Annotated in this window: 1 protein-coding gene; it reads left to right on the top strand. The window is 60.8% G+C overall.

Annotated features, from left to right (window positions below; translation table 11 throughout):
- Nucleotides 1-582 precede the first annotated feature (582 nt).
- Complete coding sequence (locus tag NIM72_RS06145; protein WP_253419384.1) at nucleotides 583-18,585, top strand: Ig-like domain-containing protein; 18,003 nt, start codon at nucleotides 583-585, stop codon at nucleotides 18,583-18,585.
- Nucleotides 18,586-18,655 lie beyond the last annotated feature (70 nt).

Here is an 18,655-nt window from a genome sequence, read left to right as displayed (position 1 = left end):
TTCCTGGTATGACCACCACACTCGCGGCGTGACTTAACTCAAATTTCAAGACCAGTTTTCAACCACTTGCTGCCCAACAAGACGGAACAGGACCAGTCATAAATGATGGCTGAATCGCATAATTAACAAATTTATTTTTCCGGTCTCAGGTTTTCTAAAGGGTGGTTTTTTAACCGTTTTTTATCATTCATGGAAACAGTCAGCAATAAATTGACATAAAAAACAAGGGCAAAGCACATTTTTTGAAAACTGAACTTCATCTGTGGCTAATGTAATCAAGATTAAATCATAATGAAATCTGTACATTTACGTTGATTTTTATCGCGGTTACGCTAAAAATCACCCTGTCAGAACTGTTACATTTCGCGTCAGTCTGTACAGCTAAATCTAACAATAATACCGCCACGCTTCGCTTTTCCAGGGGCGTGTGACGCACTTTTGTTTTGCCGTTTCTATATGCACCAGGTTGAGACGCCTTCTGTTGTTCAGAAGGTGAAACTATGTGTGAAGGCTATAAGCATAAAATAATTTTATGTTTATAGATTCAGTATATTAGCCAATCTGGTGGAATAGAGGTTACAAATGGCAGAACTCACGCAAGGCCGTGTAGACATTATCTCGCGCGAAAACGGCACACTCCTCTCACAGACCGCTGGCGGTTCGTCACAATCCATTAACCTCACCGAACCCAGCGTTGTGCGCATCAGCGGCACGCGCGACATGGTGACGCAGTTCGAGCGCCAGGGTAACGATCTGGTGCTGAAAATGCGAGACGGTAGCACGGTACGCTATCAGAAATTCTTCCTCGACGACGCCGATGGTCAGCACAGCGAACTGGTGTTCGATGATGGGGTCAATCCACCGGAACATGCGCTCTTTCCGCAGACTGCCGAGGGTGCTGAACTCGCCTCCAGTTCGGTGACGCCCACCTATGAATCACTCGACAGCGTAGAGCCACTGCTCCTGGCGGATAACACCAACACCTCAATGGGCGTGATAACAGCGGGCGGTCTGGGTGTGCTCGGCTTAGCCGGGCTGGCCGTTGGCATCGGCGGCGGTGGTGGTGGTGGCGGCAACGATGGCGGCACCGATCCCGGTACACCGGTTACGCCAGGGACACCTGCTATCACTCTGAATACATTCGCTGGCGACGATGTACTGGATAACGCAGAAAAAGCCACCGACCAGGTGCTGAGCGGCACCACCAGCAATGTTGAAGCGGGACAGATTGTCACTGTTACGCTGGGCGGCCAGACCTACAACGCTACCGTAGGTGCGGACGGCAGCTGGAGCGTTACGATCCCGGCAGCGGCGCTGGCGGGACTGGCTGCAGGCACCACCACCATCGATGTCAGCGTCACTAACACAGCAGGCACGGCGGCCACCGGCAGCCTGCCGATTACCGTCACCGCTGCCGATCCTGGCACGCCTGCGACGCCAGCTATCAGCCTGAACCCGTTTGCGGGCGACAACCTGCTGGATAACAGCGAAAAAACCACGCCACAAACGGTATCCGGCTCCACCAGTAATGTTGAGGCAGGTCAGATTGTTACCGTCACGCTGGGTGGCCAGACCTACAATGGCACCGTGGGTGCGGATGGCAGCTGGAGCGTTGCGATTCCGGCTGCGGCACTGGCAGGACTCGCGGCAGGCACCACCACCATCGGCGTCAGCGTCACGAATGCCGCAGGCACGGCGGCCACCGGCAGCCTGCCGATTACCGTCGCCGCCGCCGATCCTGGCACGCCAGCGACGCCGGTCATCAGCCTGAACCCGTTTGCGGGCGACAACCTGCTGGACAACAGCGAAAAAACCACGCCACAAACGCTGTCTGGCTCCACCGGTAACGTCGAAGCAGGACAGATTGTTACCGTGATACTGGGCGGCCAGAGCTACAGCGGCAGCGTAGCAGGCGACGGCAGCTGGAGCATCACCGTGCCTGCCGATGCGCTGAGCGCGCTGGCCTCAGGCACCACCACCGTCACGGCAACGGTCACTAACCAGGCGGGAACCGCCGCCAGCGGCAGCCTGTCTCTTACCGTAGAGGCACCGCTGACGCAGCCGGGTACGCCGGTCATCACCATCGATCAGTTTGCCGGGGATGACATCCTCAGCAATGCTGAGAAAAGCGGTGACCAGCTGCTGAGCGGCTCGACCATCAACGTCGAAGCCGGCCAGATTGTCACTATTACGCTGGGCGACCAGACCTATAGCGCGCTGGTGGATGCGCAGGGCAACTGGAGCATCACGCTGTCGCCTGCACAGCTGAATGCGCTGGCCGCCGGAACGGTTGCCATTTCGGCGGTCGTCACCAATCAGGCTGGCACTGAAGCCAGCGAAAACCGCGCCATCACCGTCGATACGCCGGTGGTTACGGGCCCGCCAGCGGTCACAGTGGATGACTTTACCGGTGACAATCAGCTGAGTAATGCGGAGAAAGCCGCTGACCAGATCGTGACCGGCAGCACCAGTAACATCGAACCCGGCCAGCGGGTGACGGTGACGCTGGGCGGTCAGACTTACAGCGGCAGCGTGGATGCGCAGGGCAACTGGAGCATCACATTGCCATCAGCGGCCCTGAGCGTACTGGCTGCTGGTGAAACAACCCTGACGGTTTCGGTCAGCAATGCTGCCGGTAACACCGTGACCGGCAGCCTGCCGATCAGCGTGGAAGCGCCAGTCACGCAGCCGGGCGAGCCGACCGTGACCATTGGTCAGTTTGCCGGGGATGACATTCTCAGCAACGATGAAAAAGGGACGGCACAGACCCTCTCCGGCACGACCACCAATATCGAAGCGGGCCAGACGGTAACCGTTACCCTGGGGGGGCAGACTTATCCCGGCACCGTCGATGGCAGTGGAAACTGGAGTGTGATTATTCCGGCAGCCGCGCTGGGCAATCTGCCAGCGGGCTCGAATGCCATTGGCGTCACCGTCAGTAACGTCGCGGGCGTAACCACCAGCGAAATCCGCGATATTTCGGTGGATGTGCCGACAACAGAGCCAGGCGTACCCGCCCTGACCCTGAATGATTTCGCGGGCGATAACGCTCTGAGCAACGACGAAAAGGCGGTTGATCAGCTGGTCAGCGGCACCACCAGTAATGTTGAAGCCGGACAGCTGGTGACGGTTACCCTGGGCGGCCAGACCTACAGCGCCAGCGTGCAGGGTGATGGTAGCTGGAGCGTCACCGTTCCGTCAGCTGCGCTCAACGCGCTGGCAGCCGGCACGACCTCACTCACCGTTTCGGTCAGCAATGCGGCGGGCGATGTCGCCACAACCGCGCAGCCGATCACCGTCGAAGCCCCGGCAACGCAGCCGGGTCAGGCCACCGTGACCATCGACGCCTTTGCCGGGGATGACATCCTCAGCAACAGCGAGAAAGCCAGCGACCAGTTGCTGAGTGGCACTACCACCAATATCGCTGAGGGGCAGCAGGTTACTGTCACGCTGAACGGAGAGACCTTCACTGCCACGGTTGGCGCAGATGGCAGCTGGAGCGTCACGATTCCGGCCAGCTCGCTGGCCGCGCTGACAGCCGGAAGTGCGACCCTGAACGCTACGGTTAACAATCAGCCCGGCACCCCCGTCAGCGAAACCCGCGACTTCCTGGTGGAGTCATCGGGCACTGCGCCAGGTACCCCGACATTAACCATCAATGCCTTCGCTGACGACAACGTCCTGACCAACGATGAGAAGCTGGACGCTCAGGCGGTCTCCGGCAGTACCACCAATGTCGAAGCGGGACAGATTGTCACGGTGACGCTGGGCGGCCAGAACTACAGCGGCACGGTCGACGCCGATGGCAGCTGGAATATCGCTATCCCTGCCGATGCACTCGGTGCGCTGGCGGCGGGCGCAGCCTCGCTGGTCGTGACGGTCAGCAATGCGGCTGGCACCACCGTCAGCGATACGCTGGGAATTACCGTGGAACCACCGGTTACTGAGCCGGGCCAGCCGGTGATCACGCTCGATCAGTTTGCCGGTGATGATGTCCTGAGTAACGACGAGAAAACCAGCGATCAGCTATTGAGCGGTACCACCACCAACGTTGAGGCGGGTCAGATTGTTACGGTCACGCTAGGTGATCAGACCTACAGCGCCACGGTTGGCGCGGATGGCAGCTGGAGCCTGAGCATTCCTGCCAGCGCGCTGGCGGCCCTGGCGGCGGGCAGTGCCACCATCGCGGCCACGGTCACCAGTCAGGCAGGCGTAACGGTAAGCGAAGATCGGGTGATCGCGGTGGAAGCGCCTGCGGAGCCGGGCACGCCGACAGTCACGATCGCTCTGTTTGCCGGTGACGATCTGGTGGATAACAGCGAGAAGGCCGTTGATCAGACGCTGTCCGGCAGCACCAGCAACGTGGAGGCGGGCCAGACGGTCACCATTACCCTGGGCAGTCAGAATTACAGTGCGCTGGTTAACCCGGACGGCAGCTGGAGCACGCAGATCCCGTCTGCGGCGCTCAGTGCCCTGGCGGCAGGCACCACGGCCATCACGGTTAGCGTCACGTCGGTAGCTGGTGCTTTAGCCACTGACAGCCGTGACATCAACGTGGCGCCGGCAGCCGGTGAACCTGGCGTGGTCTCTATCAGTGAACCTGTCAGCGTTGATGGTTTCCTTAACCTGCAGGAATTGAGCAGCGATCTGATCATCGGCGGCTCGGCGGTGGGCGTCAATCCGGGCCAGGCGGTGCAGCTTAACTTCAACGGCAACAATTACAGTGCGGTGGTGGGCAGTAACGGCTTCTGGAGCGTTACCGTTCCGGCGGGCGATCTCAATGGTATCACCGACGGTGTGAAACTGATCTCCGTCACCGCAACCGACGCCAGTGGTGCGCTGCTGACGGACTCCGCTCAGCTGAATGTGGTCACCACCACACTGCCGCAAATCACGCTGAATGAAAGCGCGATTACCGATGGCATTCTCAATCAGACCGAAGCGGCCAGTGATCTGCTGATCGGTGGCAGCACCGGTAAAGCGGTGGCGGGCCAATTGGTCGAAGTACTACTCAACGGCAAAACCTACAGCACCACGGTCAATGACGACGGCAGCTGGGACCTGACGCTGCCTGCCGCCGATCTCGCCTTACTGTCGCAGGGCGCTAACAGCCTGACTATTACCGCGATTGATGAGGCGGGCAACCGCGTGGATGAGACGCAGAGCTTCAGTGTCGACACGCTGCCACCGAACCTGATTGTGGCGGAAGTCGCAGGCGGTGATGGTATCCTTAACAGCACGGAAGTAGCTGCAGGCGTGCCGGTCAGCGGTTCAGGTGCGCTGCCGGGCGAACGGGTAACGGTCTCGCTGAACAACGTCATTTACAGCGCAACCGTGGATGAGCAGGGCAACTGGACAGTCGATCTGCCGCCAGCGGCGCTGCAGGCCCTGTCAGATGGCAGCAGCTATACGCTGGTAGTGACCCTGACCGACGCCAGCGGCAATATCGCCACCCAGGCGCAGACGCTGGCAGTCAGCACGCAGCCGCCGGTTGCCACCGTCACCGTACCGGGCGGGGATGGCGTTCTGACCAATAATGAACTCACTGAGCCGCTGCTGATCAGCGGAACCGGCACCGCGGGCGACAGTGTAGCGGTCGGGTTAAATGGTAAAACGTATGCTGCTATCGTGGACGAAAACGGTAGCTGGCGTGCATCCGTCCCGGTTGCCGATCTTGCCACGCTGACCAACCAGACTTATCCGGTCACCGTGACCGTGACCGATCCGGCCGGTAACAGCAGCACGCAGGATACCGATCTGCGGGTTGCTACCGAAGTACCTGCTTTAACCCTGAATCCTCTGGACGCTGACGGCGTGATCAACATCAGCGACGCGCAGCAGCCGCTGATTGTCAGCGGAACCGGCGACGAAGGTGACATCATTCGCGTCACGCTGAATAACCTGACCTACAGCGCCGTAGTGGCGCAGGATGGCAACTGGAGTGTAAACGTTCCGGCTGCCGATCTGGCGGGTGTGCCCAACGGTACTCAGCTGGTCTCGATCGTGGCGACGGACGCGGATGGCAATACCACGCCAGCCAGCAGCTCGCTGATTTTCGCGACCACGCCGCCACTGCTGGACGTCTCTACGCCGGGCAGTGATGGTTATATCAACATCGCTGAACACACGCAGGATCTCACCATCAACGGGCGCGGAGGGACGCAGGGCGACACGGTGGCAGTCAGTTTCAATGGCGAGACTTACACCGCCACGGTTGACACCAATGGCGCATGGAGCGTGACGGTACCCGCTGCCATCATCAGTCAGCTGGGAGACGCTCTCTACCCGGTTGACGTGGTCATCAGCGACGCTTATGGCAACAGCACGACCGTCGCTTCCAGTGTCACGGTGCTGGCGGCAACGTCACCGGCACTGACTATTGATCCTGTGACCGGCGATAACCAGGTCGACAGCGCGGAACAGCTCACGGACATTCTGGTCACCGGTAGCGTCACTGGCGTACCGGCCGGTCAGCCGGTATTACTGACCATTAACGGTCAGTCTTATGATGGCGCAGTGCTGGGGAACGGAAGCTGGAGCGTGACTCTGCCCGCCGGATCGCTGGGTGCCGCAGGCGATAAAACCTTTACCGTGGCGATTACCGACGTGGCCGGAAATCCGGCACTGCCTGCCGAGGGGCAGTTCACCGTGATCGCCACCAACGTGCCGTCGCTGTCGATTGCCCCGATAAGTGATGACAACGCACTCAACGTGCTGGATGCGCAGAGCGATTTGATCCTCAGCGGCAGTTCCGCAAACCTGCCGGCGAACAGCCCAATCAGCGTGACGCTGGTGCCGGGCGGCACTCTGTACAGCACCACAACCGATGAAACCGGTAGCTGGACCCTGACCGTGCCCGCCGCCGACCTGGCGAACCTGGCGCAGGGTAATACCACCGTTACCGTCTCCTCAGGGGATGTACAGACCAGCCAGACGCTGCTGGTGGCAACGACGCCGCTGGCAGAACCCCAAATCAACACACCTTTCACTGACGGCATTCTCAACACTGAGGAAGCCAGCACAGCGCAGACGCTGACCGGCTCTGTCCAGCCTGGCCAGGCCGTCAGCGTGACCCTGGGTGGCATCAGCTATCCGGCAACGGTAGCGGCAAATGGTGACTGGAGCGTCACGCTGCCGCCCGATGCGCTACAGGCACTGGCGCAGGGCAGCAATCCCGTTACCGTAACGGTGAGCGATGTCGCGGGTAACAGCACCAGCATCATTGAACCGATAACGGTGGATACCGGGGTACCGGCGCTGACCGTTAATCCGATTGCCACCGATGGCATTATCAATGCGGCTGAAACAGTCACCGATCTGACCGTCAGCGGCACCGTCGCCCCGGGCAGCAGCGTCAGCTTTGTGCTGAATGGTGAGACCTACAGCGCCACGGTTGCCGCGGATGGCAGCTGGACCGCCACCGTACCCGCTGCCGATCTGCAGCAGCTGACTGATGGCCGTTACGATCTCAACGTAACCGTTACCAGCGTTAGTGGCAACGTTGCTACCACGCCATTGCCGGTCACCGTGGCTACCACCGCACCCGACTTTAGCATTAATGCGCCCGCTGGCGATGGCGTGCTGAACATCGCGGAGCAGGCTGCTGGCTTCAGCTTCAGCGGCGCAGGCAGTGATGGCGACCGCGTCAGTGTGACGCTGAATGGCGTCACCTATACCGGCACGGTTGATGCTGATGGAAACTGGGCACTGGCCGTACCGCCTGCTGCGCTTGCCGGTCTGACCAACGGCAGCAGCTATCCGGTGGTGGTCACCGTCACCGACGCGGCTGGCAACAGCAGCAGCCAGAACAGTGCGCTGACGGTTGCCACCACGCCGCCTCCGCTGGTGGTCGCCCCGGTCAGCGGTGACAACGCGCTGAGCACCGCTGAACTGGCGGAGCCGCTGGTCGTCAGCGGCAGCGGTCAGAACGGCGACATTGTCACGGTCCAGCTCAGTGACCAGCTCTACAGCACCACCGTCGGCGTAAATGGGCAGTGGACGCTGCAAATCGACGCGAGTGATCTGGCGGCGCTGCCTCAGGGCACGAATCCGCTCACCGTTACCGAAATCAATGCTAACGGGAATCAGAGCAGCCAGGTGGTTGAGCTGAATGTGGCAACCTCGCCGGACGTGCTGCCTGTGCTGACTGTCGATAGCAGCGCCTTTGCCGGCGACGGTATCGTCACGGCCGCCGAACAGTTACAGCCGATTACGGTGCGCGGCAGCAGCAGTAACGTCGAAGCGGGCCAGCAGGTCGTCATCACCCTGAACGGCACCGACTACAGCGGCGTGGTCGGGGCCAGCGGCAACTGGAGCATTACGCTGCCTGCGGGCGCACTGGCAGAGCTGGGCGAGGGCAGCCAGACGCTGAACGTCAGCGTGATCAACGTCGTCGGCAACAGTGCCAGCAGCTCGCTTAATTTCAGTGTGGACAACACGCTGCCATCGATCGCGCTGGCACCGATCAGCGACGACAACTACCTCAATGCCCAGGAGCTGGGCGGTGCCGTTGTGGTCAGCGGCAGCACCAGCGGCCTGCCTGATGGCAGCATTATTACCGTGCTTGCCAACGGCACCACAGCCAGTACCAGCGTGGCGGCCGATGGAAGCTGGAGCCTGACCTTACCGGCAGGCGCCTTTAACGGCGCGGCCGATGGCGCGCAGACGATTACCGCCACAGCCAGCGACGGCAGTGGACAACAGCTTGCCACCAGCGACGCTACCCTGACGGTGGTGGCCAGCACACTGCCGGTGGCCACCCCAGGCGTGGCCTTTGATGACGGCATTCTCAACGGCGAGGAAGCCCTCAGCGGCGGCGTGATCACCGGTAACACTGGCGTGCCCGGTGACGGCCAGACGGTTATCGTCACGCTGGGCGGCACTAACTACAGCGGCACGGTCGACGCAGCGGGTAACTGGCAGGTCGCGGTTCCGCCAGCGGCGCTCTCTGCGCTACCACAGGGCACCACGCCTTACACCGTAGTGGTCAGTGATGTGGCAGGCAACAGCAGCCAGGCTGACGGCAACCTGGTGGTGGATACCCTGCCACCGGTACTGAACTTCATCACCCCTTCCGATGGCATTATCAACGCCGCTGAGAGTCAGCAGCCGCTGACGCTGACCGGCAGCAGTGAAGCCAATGCACTGATTGTGGCCAGCTTCAACGGCACCAGCCTGAGCACCACCGCAGACGTCAACGGCAACTGGTCGCTGGATCTGCCCGCCACGGTTTATACCGGGCTGGGCAACGGCACCTATCCTCTGACCGTGACCGCCAGCGACGCAGCAGGTAATGCCAGCACCACCAGCCGCGATCTGGCGCTGAAAGTAGAGGCTGGCACGCTGCCGACCCTGACGCTGGATGCCTTTGCCGGTAATAATGTGGTCGATGGTGCGGAACGCCTCACCGATCAGCGTCTGACTGGCACCACGTCCAACGTCGAAGCGGGCCAGCTGGTCACCGTGACCCTTGATGGCACGGTCTACAGCGCCGCCGTGCAGGCGAGCGGAGCATGGAGCCTGATCGTGCCAGCCGGTGCGCTGGCGGCGATTGCGGATGGCAGCGCCAGTTTCACCGTGGCGGTCAGCGACGTGGCGGGCAACACCACCACCACTAATCTTACCTTTGACATTAACAGCAATGCGTCTGGCCTGGCGATGGATGCCATCAGTCAGGACAACTATCTGAATGCGCAGGAGCTGGGTCAGCCGCTGATTGTCACTGGCACCTCTGCGAATGTGCCTGAAGGCAGTCTGGTCACGCTGCTGTTTAACAACATCAGCTACACCGCGCAGGTCTCGGCCAGTGGTCGCTGGAGTGTGATCGTTCCGGCTGAGTCACTGACGGCGCTCGCCGACGGGCCTTACACCGTCGCGGTCACCGCGACAGACAGCGGCGGGGCGACCCTGAGCAGCGAAGCCGCGCTCAGCGTGCTGGCGACGCTGCCAGCACCGCAGATCGTCTCTGCTTTTGGCGATGGTCTGCTTAACAGCAGCGACATCACCACGTCACAAACCCTGAGCGGCACCACAGGTGTGACAGGTGACGGCCAGACGGTGAGCGTGCTTCTCAACGGCGTGACCTACAACGGCACGGTCGACAGCAATGGCAACTGGCAGGCCAGCGTGCCAGCCTCCGCGCTGGCCGTTCTGCCGGAAGAGACGCTTAACTACACCGTTAACGTACAGGATGCGGCGGGTAACACGGGCAGCAGCCAGGGCAGCGTCACGGTCGATCTGACGCCACCGACCCTGTCGCTTGATCCGGTTGCGGGCGACAACAGCGTCAATATCGCTGAAAGCACCGCGCCGATTGTGCTCAGCGGCAGCAGTAATGCCGAAGCCGGTCAGCAGGTCACTCTTACCCTTAACAACCAGATCTGGACCACCACCGTCACCCAGGATGGCGACTGGAGTCTGACGCTGCCCGCGGGTGCCCTGGCAGGGATTCCGGCCGGTGCGTATACCCTGACCGTGACGGTCAGTGATGCGGCGGGCAATCCGGTTACGGAGACGCGTGAAATCACCGTCGCAACCGGTGCCCTGTCGGTCAGCATTAATACACCATTTGGCGATGGCTATCTTAACCAGGCTGAAACGACGGTCAGTCAGACGCTGAGCGGCAGCACCGGCGTCGCGGGCGAGGGTCAGACCGTCAGCGTGACGCTGGGCGATAATGACTACCCTGCTGCAGTCGATGCGCAGGGCAACTGGACGCTGATCTTAACGCCAGCGCAGGTGCAGGCACTGGGTGAGGGCGTGACGACCCTGGTGGTCAACGCCAGCGATGCCGCCGGTAACAGCGGTTCACTGACCAGCGCCGTCACGGTCGATCTCACACCGCCTCCGTTAAGCATCAATCCTATCGGCAGCGACAACGTTATCAATTCAGTTGAGGTGCTGGAAGCAGTCGCGATTAGCGGAACCGCCTCAGTCGCGGATGCCGGACAGACGGTCACCGTCAGTTTCCAGAATACCGATTACACCACCCGGGTCCTCTCTGATGGCACATGGCAGGTGACTCTGCCTGCCGGTGTCGTACAGGGGCTGGCGGATGGCAGCTATCCGGTCGATGTGACGATCAGAGATGCGGCGGGTAACCTGACCACGGTGACCCAGACGCTGACGCGTGATGCTGACAGCCTGAATCTGCCGACCCTGACCATCGGGACAATCAGTGACGATAACTTCCTTAACCAGGCCGAGTCGCTGCAGGATCTGAGCATCGGCGGCACCAGCACCAATCTGTTGGAAGGCCAGCTGGTCACGGTAACGCTGAACGCCATTCAGTACAGCGGCACGGTGGCTGCGGATGGCAGCTGGACCGTAATCGTTCCGGCTGCCGATCTGGGCAATCTGCCGGATGGCGATCAACTGCTGGTTGTCGTCTCAGCGGATACGTCTGGCAATCCGGCCAGCGCCAGCGCCAGCCTGGTCGTGCTGGCCAGCGCGCTGGTTCAGCCAACGCTGACTCTGAACGTGGTGGCAGGCGATGATGTGATCAATGCGACTGAGGCCACCACGGATGTCGCGGTCAGCGGCAGCAGTACCCTGCTGGCGGCAGGAACGCCGGTGACCGTGTCGTTTAACGGTACTGATTACAGCACCACGATTGATGCTGACGGCAACTGGACGGTGACGGTACCGTCTGCAGCCTTCATCAACGTTGCGCCGGGCAGCACGCAAACCTTTACCGTCACCGCCAGTGATGTTGCCGGTAACCCGGCTGTCGCCACGCAGGAGGTCAGTTTCAGCACCACACCGCCTGTGCTGGCAGATATTACGGTCAGCGCGGGTAACACCCTTAATCTGGCGGAGTCGCTGCAGGATCTCACCATCAACGGCACCACTACAGGCGCCCTGCCGGTGACGGTAACGGTGACGATGAATAATGTCAGCTACACGGCCACGGCGGATGCTGACGGGAACTGGACCCTCACCATTCCCACAGCCGACGTGCAGCAACTGGCAGACGGCCCTAACGTCATCATCGTGTCGGTCACTGACGCGGCGGGCAATGTCACCACCGACACCACCACCACACTGGATGTGGCGTTTAATACCCTGCCAGCGCTGACCCTGAACACGCCGTTTGGCGATGCGCTGGTCAGTGCAGCCGATGCCGAAGGCGCGTTAACACTAAGTGGTGACAGTACTAATCTGCCGGAAGGCAGCGTAGTGAATATCACCGTCGGCACACAGACTTTCAGCACCACCACCGATGCCAGCGGTAACTGGACGCTGAACCTGGCTGCAGGCGCACTGACGGGCCTGGACGATGGACTGACACAGGTAGTCGTCACCGCCGCGGATGCGGCAGGAAATCCGGCGCAGGTTACCGCAGGCGTTGAGATCCTGCAGAGTGATCCTGTTTCAGCCGCCTTCGACACGACACTGTTCGGCGATAACATCATTAATATCAGCGAAGCCGGTTCCGTTCAGCTGGTAACCGGCACCTCCACCGTCGTGCCGGGCCAGACCCTGAGCGTCACGGTAGGCGATGACAATATCCCGCTGTCGGTGACGGTCGATGCCAATGGCAACTGGACTGCCAGCCTGCCCCCAGAGTTCATCGCCAATCTGGGAACCGGTGAACACACGCTGACCCTGATTACCACGGATCGGGCCGGTAATAGTATTGAAACGACCAAAACGTTCGTCGCCGCGATTACGCCGATTGCTAATCCAACGCTGGATACGCCATTTATCGATGGCCGTATCAATGCTGAAGAGGCCGCTGCAGGCGGATCCCTGACCGGTACGGTAAACATTGATAATGCCACCTCGGTTACGGTAGCCGTTAATGGCACGGTCTATTCCGCTACGCTCAGTGCGGATGGTTCGCGCTGGTCGCTGGATCTGCCGCCTTCTGTATTGCAGTCATTGCCGGATGGCAACTGGCCGGTGAGCGTGACCGTCACCGACGCGAACGGCAACAGTGCCAGTACCAGTGGCACTGTGCTGGTGGCCGTCAATGCGCTGCCGGACGTGACGCTGAACCTGCCGTTTGGTGACGGTGCGCTGAACGCCACCGAAGCGGGAACAGAGCAAATCCTCAGTGGCACTACCGGCATTACGGGTGCAGGACAGACGGTATCGGTGCTGATCGCCGGCTTTAATGGCGACCAGCCGCTGGCCGCCACGGTGCAGAACGATGGCAGCTGGTCGCTGGCTCTGTCGCCGGCACAGTTAGCCACCTTCACCAGCGGCACGCATACCATTACCGTGACCGCCACCGATATTGCGGGTAACAGTGATGTGACGGCCCTGAGTGTGGTAACCGAAGTGGCTGTGCCTGTCCCAACCTTCAATACTGGCGCGTTTGGCGGCGATAACGTCCTGAATATCAGTGAAGCCGCGGCAGGTATCACCCTGACCGGCACCACCGGCAGCGTGGGGGATAATCAGGCGGTCAGCATCACTGTTGATCTCAATGGCAGTCTTTATTCCGGCTCGGTGGATGGCAACGGCAACTGGACCGTTGACCTTCCTGGCAACGCGCTGAGTTCTCTGGGTAACGGGACGCAAATCCTGACGCTTAACGTCGTGGATGCGGCGGGTAACAGCACATCAACACAGTTGCCGTTCACCTCCGATCTCAGCGCGCCGCAGCCTGCGGTCAATCCGGAATTCCTCGGCGGCTATGTGAATAGCGGCGATGTTGACACAGGCATTACGCTAAGCGGCACCACCGGTGAGGCGGGCGCGAATCAGACGGTGCAGTTAACGCTGGGCGGCACGACTTACCCTGCAACAGTGGATGCCAATGGCAACTGGACAGTGCCACTGACACAGGCGCAGCTTTCAGCGCTGCCGGATGCCACCTATCCGGTTACCGTGACGGCAACGGATGCAGCGGGCAACAGCACGACCATTAACAGTTCGCTGGTGCTCGATAAAACCCCGCCGGTGCTTAGCTTCACAGCCTTTACTGGCGACAACGCACTGAACTACGCCGAGAGCATTCAGCCGCAGATCCTCAGCGGCACCGCGTCAGGCGCTGAGACCGGTGCCGTCGTCACGGTGTCGCTGAATACCACAACCCTCGGCACGGCAATAGTTGACGGTAACGGCAACTGGAGCGTGACGCTGACGCCGGAGCAGATGGCCACCTTTACGCCATCGACCACCCTGGCGCTGGCCGTGACCGATCTGGCAGGCAATACTGCAACCAGCAGTGTCCCGCTGACGGTAGATCTGACGCCACCGCCAGGCCCGCTGGTCACGCTGGGTACGGTGTCAGGCGACAATATCATCAGTTCTCAGGATGTGGCGGGTGGCGTGGTGTTAAGCGGTACTTCGGCTAACCTCGGCACGAGTGGTTCAGTGACGGTCACTATTAGCGGTCAGACCTATGCCACTACGCTGGATGCATCGGGCAACTGGTCAACGGCTGCGTTGCCGGTCACTGCCTTTGGCAATGCGGACGGCAGCGTCGCCATCACGGTAAATGCCACTGATGGCACGACCCCTGTCACCGTTAGCGGTAATGTGCTGATTGATCTGACACCACCGGCTCTGACGATTAATGCCTTTGCGGGTGATAATCAGGTCAATGGTAATGAAAACGCCACCAGCCAGGCAATTAGCGGCACCGCCGATGTCGGTGAAGCAGGCCGTACGGTGGTTGTGACCTTCAACAACCAGACTTACAGCGCCGTAGTGCAGAGTAACGGCACCTGGTCCACCACCGTTCCTGCCAGCGCGATGCAGGCACTGACCGATGGCAGCGCGCCGGTGATCACCGCGCAGTTGGCGGATGTCGCCGGTAACGTGACGACCGTGACACAGCAGGTGACGGTGGATACTGCCGCGCCGCTGGTGCAGGTTGACGCGCTGGCGGGTGATAACGTGCTTAACGCCGCTGATCTGGCCGTCAGTCAGGTACTGACAGGCAGCGCACAGGGCGCAGAAGGCCAGACCATCGGCCTCTACCTGGGCGATGCCGCGCCGATCGCTACCGCAACGGTGGGTGCAGATGGCCGCTGGAGCATCGATCTTGCACCGAATGTCCTGTCGGGCCTCACTGACGGTGCGCTGGTGTTTGGCGTGCGGGTGAATGATTTAGCCGGTAACCAGACCGACGCGACGCTGACGGTCAACAAAGTAGTTAACAGTGCGCTGACGCTGGTGGTTGATTCGGTATTCGGCGACGGCACGCTCAGTGCGCTGGATACCACGGTGGCGCAGACCATCTCGGGAACGGCGACGTCGGCAGGTGTCGGGGCCACGGTATCGGTGGTACTGGGCGGCTCCACGCTCTCTGCTTCGGTGGGTCAGGATGGTAAATGGGCCATCGTGGTGCCACCTGCGGTGCTGGATCTGGTCACGGACGGCAATCTTGCGGTTAACGTCACCCTGACCGATGCGGCAGGCAACACCCGCACGGTGGGTGAAACCGTGACGGCGATTGTTGATGCGGTGCCGGTGGTGGGCGCGCTCACCGGGCTGTTTGGCGGCGATAACCTGCTGAACATTGCGGAAGCGGCTGCCGGACAGCTGGTGGGTGGCGTAATCAGTAATGCGGCTGCAGGTTCACAGGTGACGGTGACCTTTGGCAGTAAAACTTACAGCACGACAGTGCAGGCGGGCGGAGCATGGAGCGTTAGCCTGCCGGGCAGCGATCTCACCTCACTGCTTGATGGCAATCTGACGCTGGGCGTCAGCGTCCGGGATGCGGCGGGTAATGTCGCCTCGAACAGCGCGTCGATTGGCATCTTTACCCAGACACCCTCCATTTCCCTGACCTCTCTGTTTGGCGATGGCGTGCTGAATCTGGCTGATATCGCCACCGGCCAGGTCATCAGCGGGGTGGTGAACAACGTTGCGCAGGGCAGTGTGGTGACGCTTTCAGTGGGCAACAGCCAGCTGACCGCGACCGTGGGTGCGGGCGGCGCCTTCAGCGCCACGGTGACGCCGGATATCCTGGGCACCCTGGCGCAGGGCAATCTGACGGTCGGCGCGTCAGTAACGGATGCAGCGGGGAATACCGCCAGCACCAGCGCCGGTATTCGCGTCGATACGCTGCTGCCAACCATCACGGTAAATCCGCTGTTTGGTGATGGTCTGCTGAACGTAGCGGATGCGCTGGTAACCCAGGTGATTGGCGGCGTCGTCGGTGGTGCAGAAGCGGGATCGCGTGTTGTCGTATCGGTGGGTTCACAGCAGTTTGTGACGGCAACCGATGCCAGCGGCAACTTTAACGTCTCACTGACGCCTGCGCTGCTGCAGGGAATTGCGGATGGCAATCTGACCGTCGGCGTCAGCGTCACCGACAGCGCCGGTAACACCAGCAGCACCACTGCCGGCGCGCTGGTAGGTATTCACAATCTGCCGAAGGTTACGCTCAATCCGTTGTTTGGTGATGGCGTGCTGAACCTGGCGGAATCGCTGGTTACCCAGACCATCAGCGGCACGGTCTCCGGCGTGGCAGCGGGCAGCAGCGTCAGGCTGGCCATTGGCAACACAACAGCCACCGCGCTGGTCAACGCTGATGGCACCTTCTCCACCACCGTTTCGCCAGCTGTGCTCTCGACACTGCTGAACGGTAACTTCACCGTCAGCGCGGCGGTCACTGACCCGGTCGGCAACGTCAGCAGCACCAGCGCAGGCGTGTCACTGGGGCTGGTGCAGCCAACCCTGACGGTGAATACGGTGTTCGGCGATGGCGTCCTGAGTGCCGCCGATCTGGCCTCGAACCAGACGCTGAGCGGGACCTCCAGCCTGTCGGCCGGTTCGACCGTCAGCGCCACGCTGAACGGTCTGACCTATACCACCAAAGTGGTGAGTGGCGGCAACTGGAGCATCAGCGTGCCGAAAGCGGATCTTGCCGCGATCACTGACGGCAGTAAAACCGTGACGGTGACCGGCACAGATGCCTACGGTAACGTGGCGAACAGCAGCGGAACACTGAGTGTTATCAGTCAGTCAACGCCTGTGGTCGCCATTACCTCACTGTTTGGCGACAATGCGCTGAGTGCAGCCGATGTCAAAACCGCGCAGACTATTTCAGGCACCGCCAGCAACGCCGAAGGATCGGTAATACGCGTTACGCTGGGTGGCCAGACTTACAGCACCACGGTGAGCAGTAACGGCAACTGGAGCCTCTCTGTACCGGCGGCCAACCTCGCCGCCATTGCGGATGGTCTGCAGACCGTGACGGCCAGCGTCATCAACGGCGCGGGCAGCAACGGTTCCACCTCGGCGTCGCTGGGTGTGGTGAGTCACACCACGCCGACCGTCAGTGTGAACAGTTTCTTTGGTGGCGATGGTTATCTCAACATCGCGGAAGCCAATACGGCTGAAACCATCAGAGGAACCAGTACCAACGCGGCGGGCGGTACGGTAACGGTTAACGTGGCAGGCAATGTCCTTACCACGACCATCGGCGCGAATGGGGCATGGAGCATCAGCGTGCCGTCAGCGACGCTGAAAGGGATCGCAGATGGCAGCCATCCACTGACCGTGACGGTGACGGATATTGGGGGCAATACCGCGACGAGCACCAGCAGCTTTACTGCGCTGTCCCATAATCAGCCGCTGGTCGGCGTTGATCCGGTGCTCAGCATCGTCGGTTCTCTGCTTACCGGTCTGGTCGTGCAGGGGGGATCGCTGAATGCAGCGCAGGGATCGAAAGTCAGCGTGACGCTGCTGCTTTCCAACGGCAGCAACGGGCCAACGCTGAACACCACCACCGATGCGCTGGGGCGTTACGCGGTCAACTTCTCACCCTCACTGCTGTCGGTGGGTGGCCTGCTGCTGTCGCTGAACACGCTGGCAAAAGTCTCCATCACTGATGTGGCCGGTAACAGCTACACCACCACCAACACTCTGTTGCTGGGTTCGCTGCTGCCGGCAACGCTGGCGGCAACCGAGTCGGTGGCACTCTTCTCGATAGCGGACGACAGCGTTACCGTCGCCAGTGCCAGCGTGGAGACGCAGCATAGCAGCAGTACCAGCAGCGACGATAACAGCGCCCATGTAGCCGTGGCCTCGACGCTGATTACCGAAGCGGATACGGTGACGCCGGTCAGCAGCAGTGAAACCGTGGTAGCCAGTGACACCGCTGTGGCGGCGGCACCGGCAGAGGAGGTGGGCTACACCATTGGCGGCGTCGTGATTACGCTGGCCGATGGCAGTACGGCAGAGGGCGCTTCGGTGATCGGCAGCAGCGGTGCAGATACCGTGACGGTCAGCGATCTTAACTTTACCCATATTGATGGCGGCGCAGGCACCGATACTCTGGTGCTGAATGGTGAGTATCTCAATCTGGATCTCACCGCGCTGGGCCTGAAAGTTGAACACATTGAAGTGCTTGATTTGGGTAAAACCGGCACCAACTCCGTGAAACTCGATCTCAATGAGGCACTCAATATTACGGACAAACAGAGTGATGATTTGCTGATCAAAGGCGCAGAAGGCAGTCAGGTCACACTGGCGAACAGCAACGGCGGTATCTGGGAAGTGACCGGCGAGCGCACGGTGGAGGGCAGAGTCTTTGAGATCTACCACAACTCGGCGCTGAGCAGTGAAAACACCCTGGGTGATGTGCTGGTGCAGCAGAACCTGCAGGTCCACGTGGCGTAGTCACAGCAACGTCTGTCAGGTCGCTCTGAGAAGCGGGTGCATAAGCACCCGCTTTTTTTATTTTAGTCAC

The sequence above is a fragment of the Pantoea sp. B550 genome (assembly GCF_024158165.1).
In the GTDB taxonomy this organism is placed as follows: Bacteria; Pseudomonadota; Gammaproteobacteria; order Enterobacterales; family Enterobacteriaceae; genus Pantoea; species Pantoea alfalfae.
Note: the sequence above shows the minus strand (reverse complement) of the source record. Positions and strands in the feature narration are given on the sequence as shown.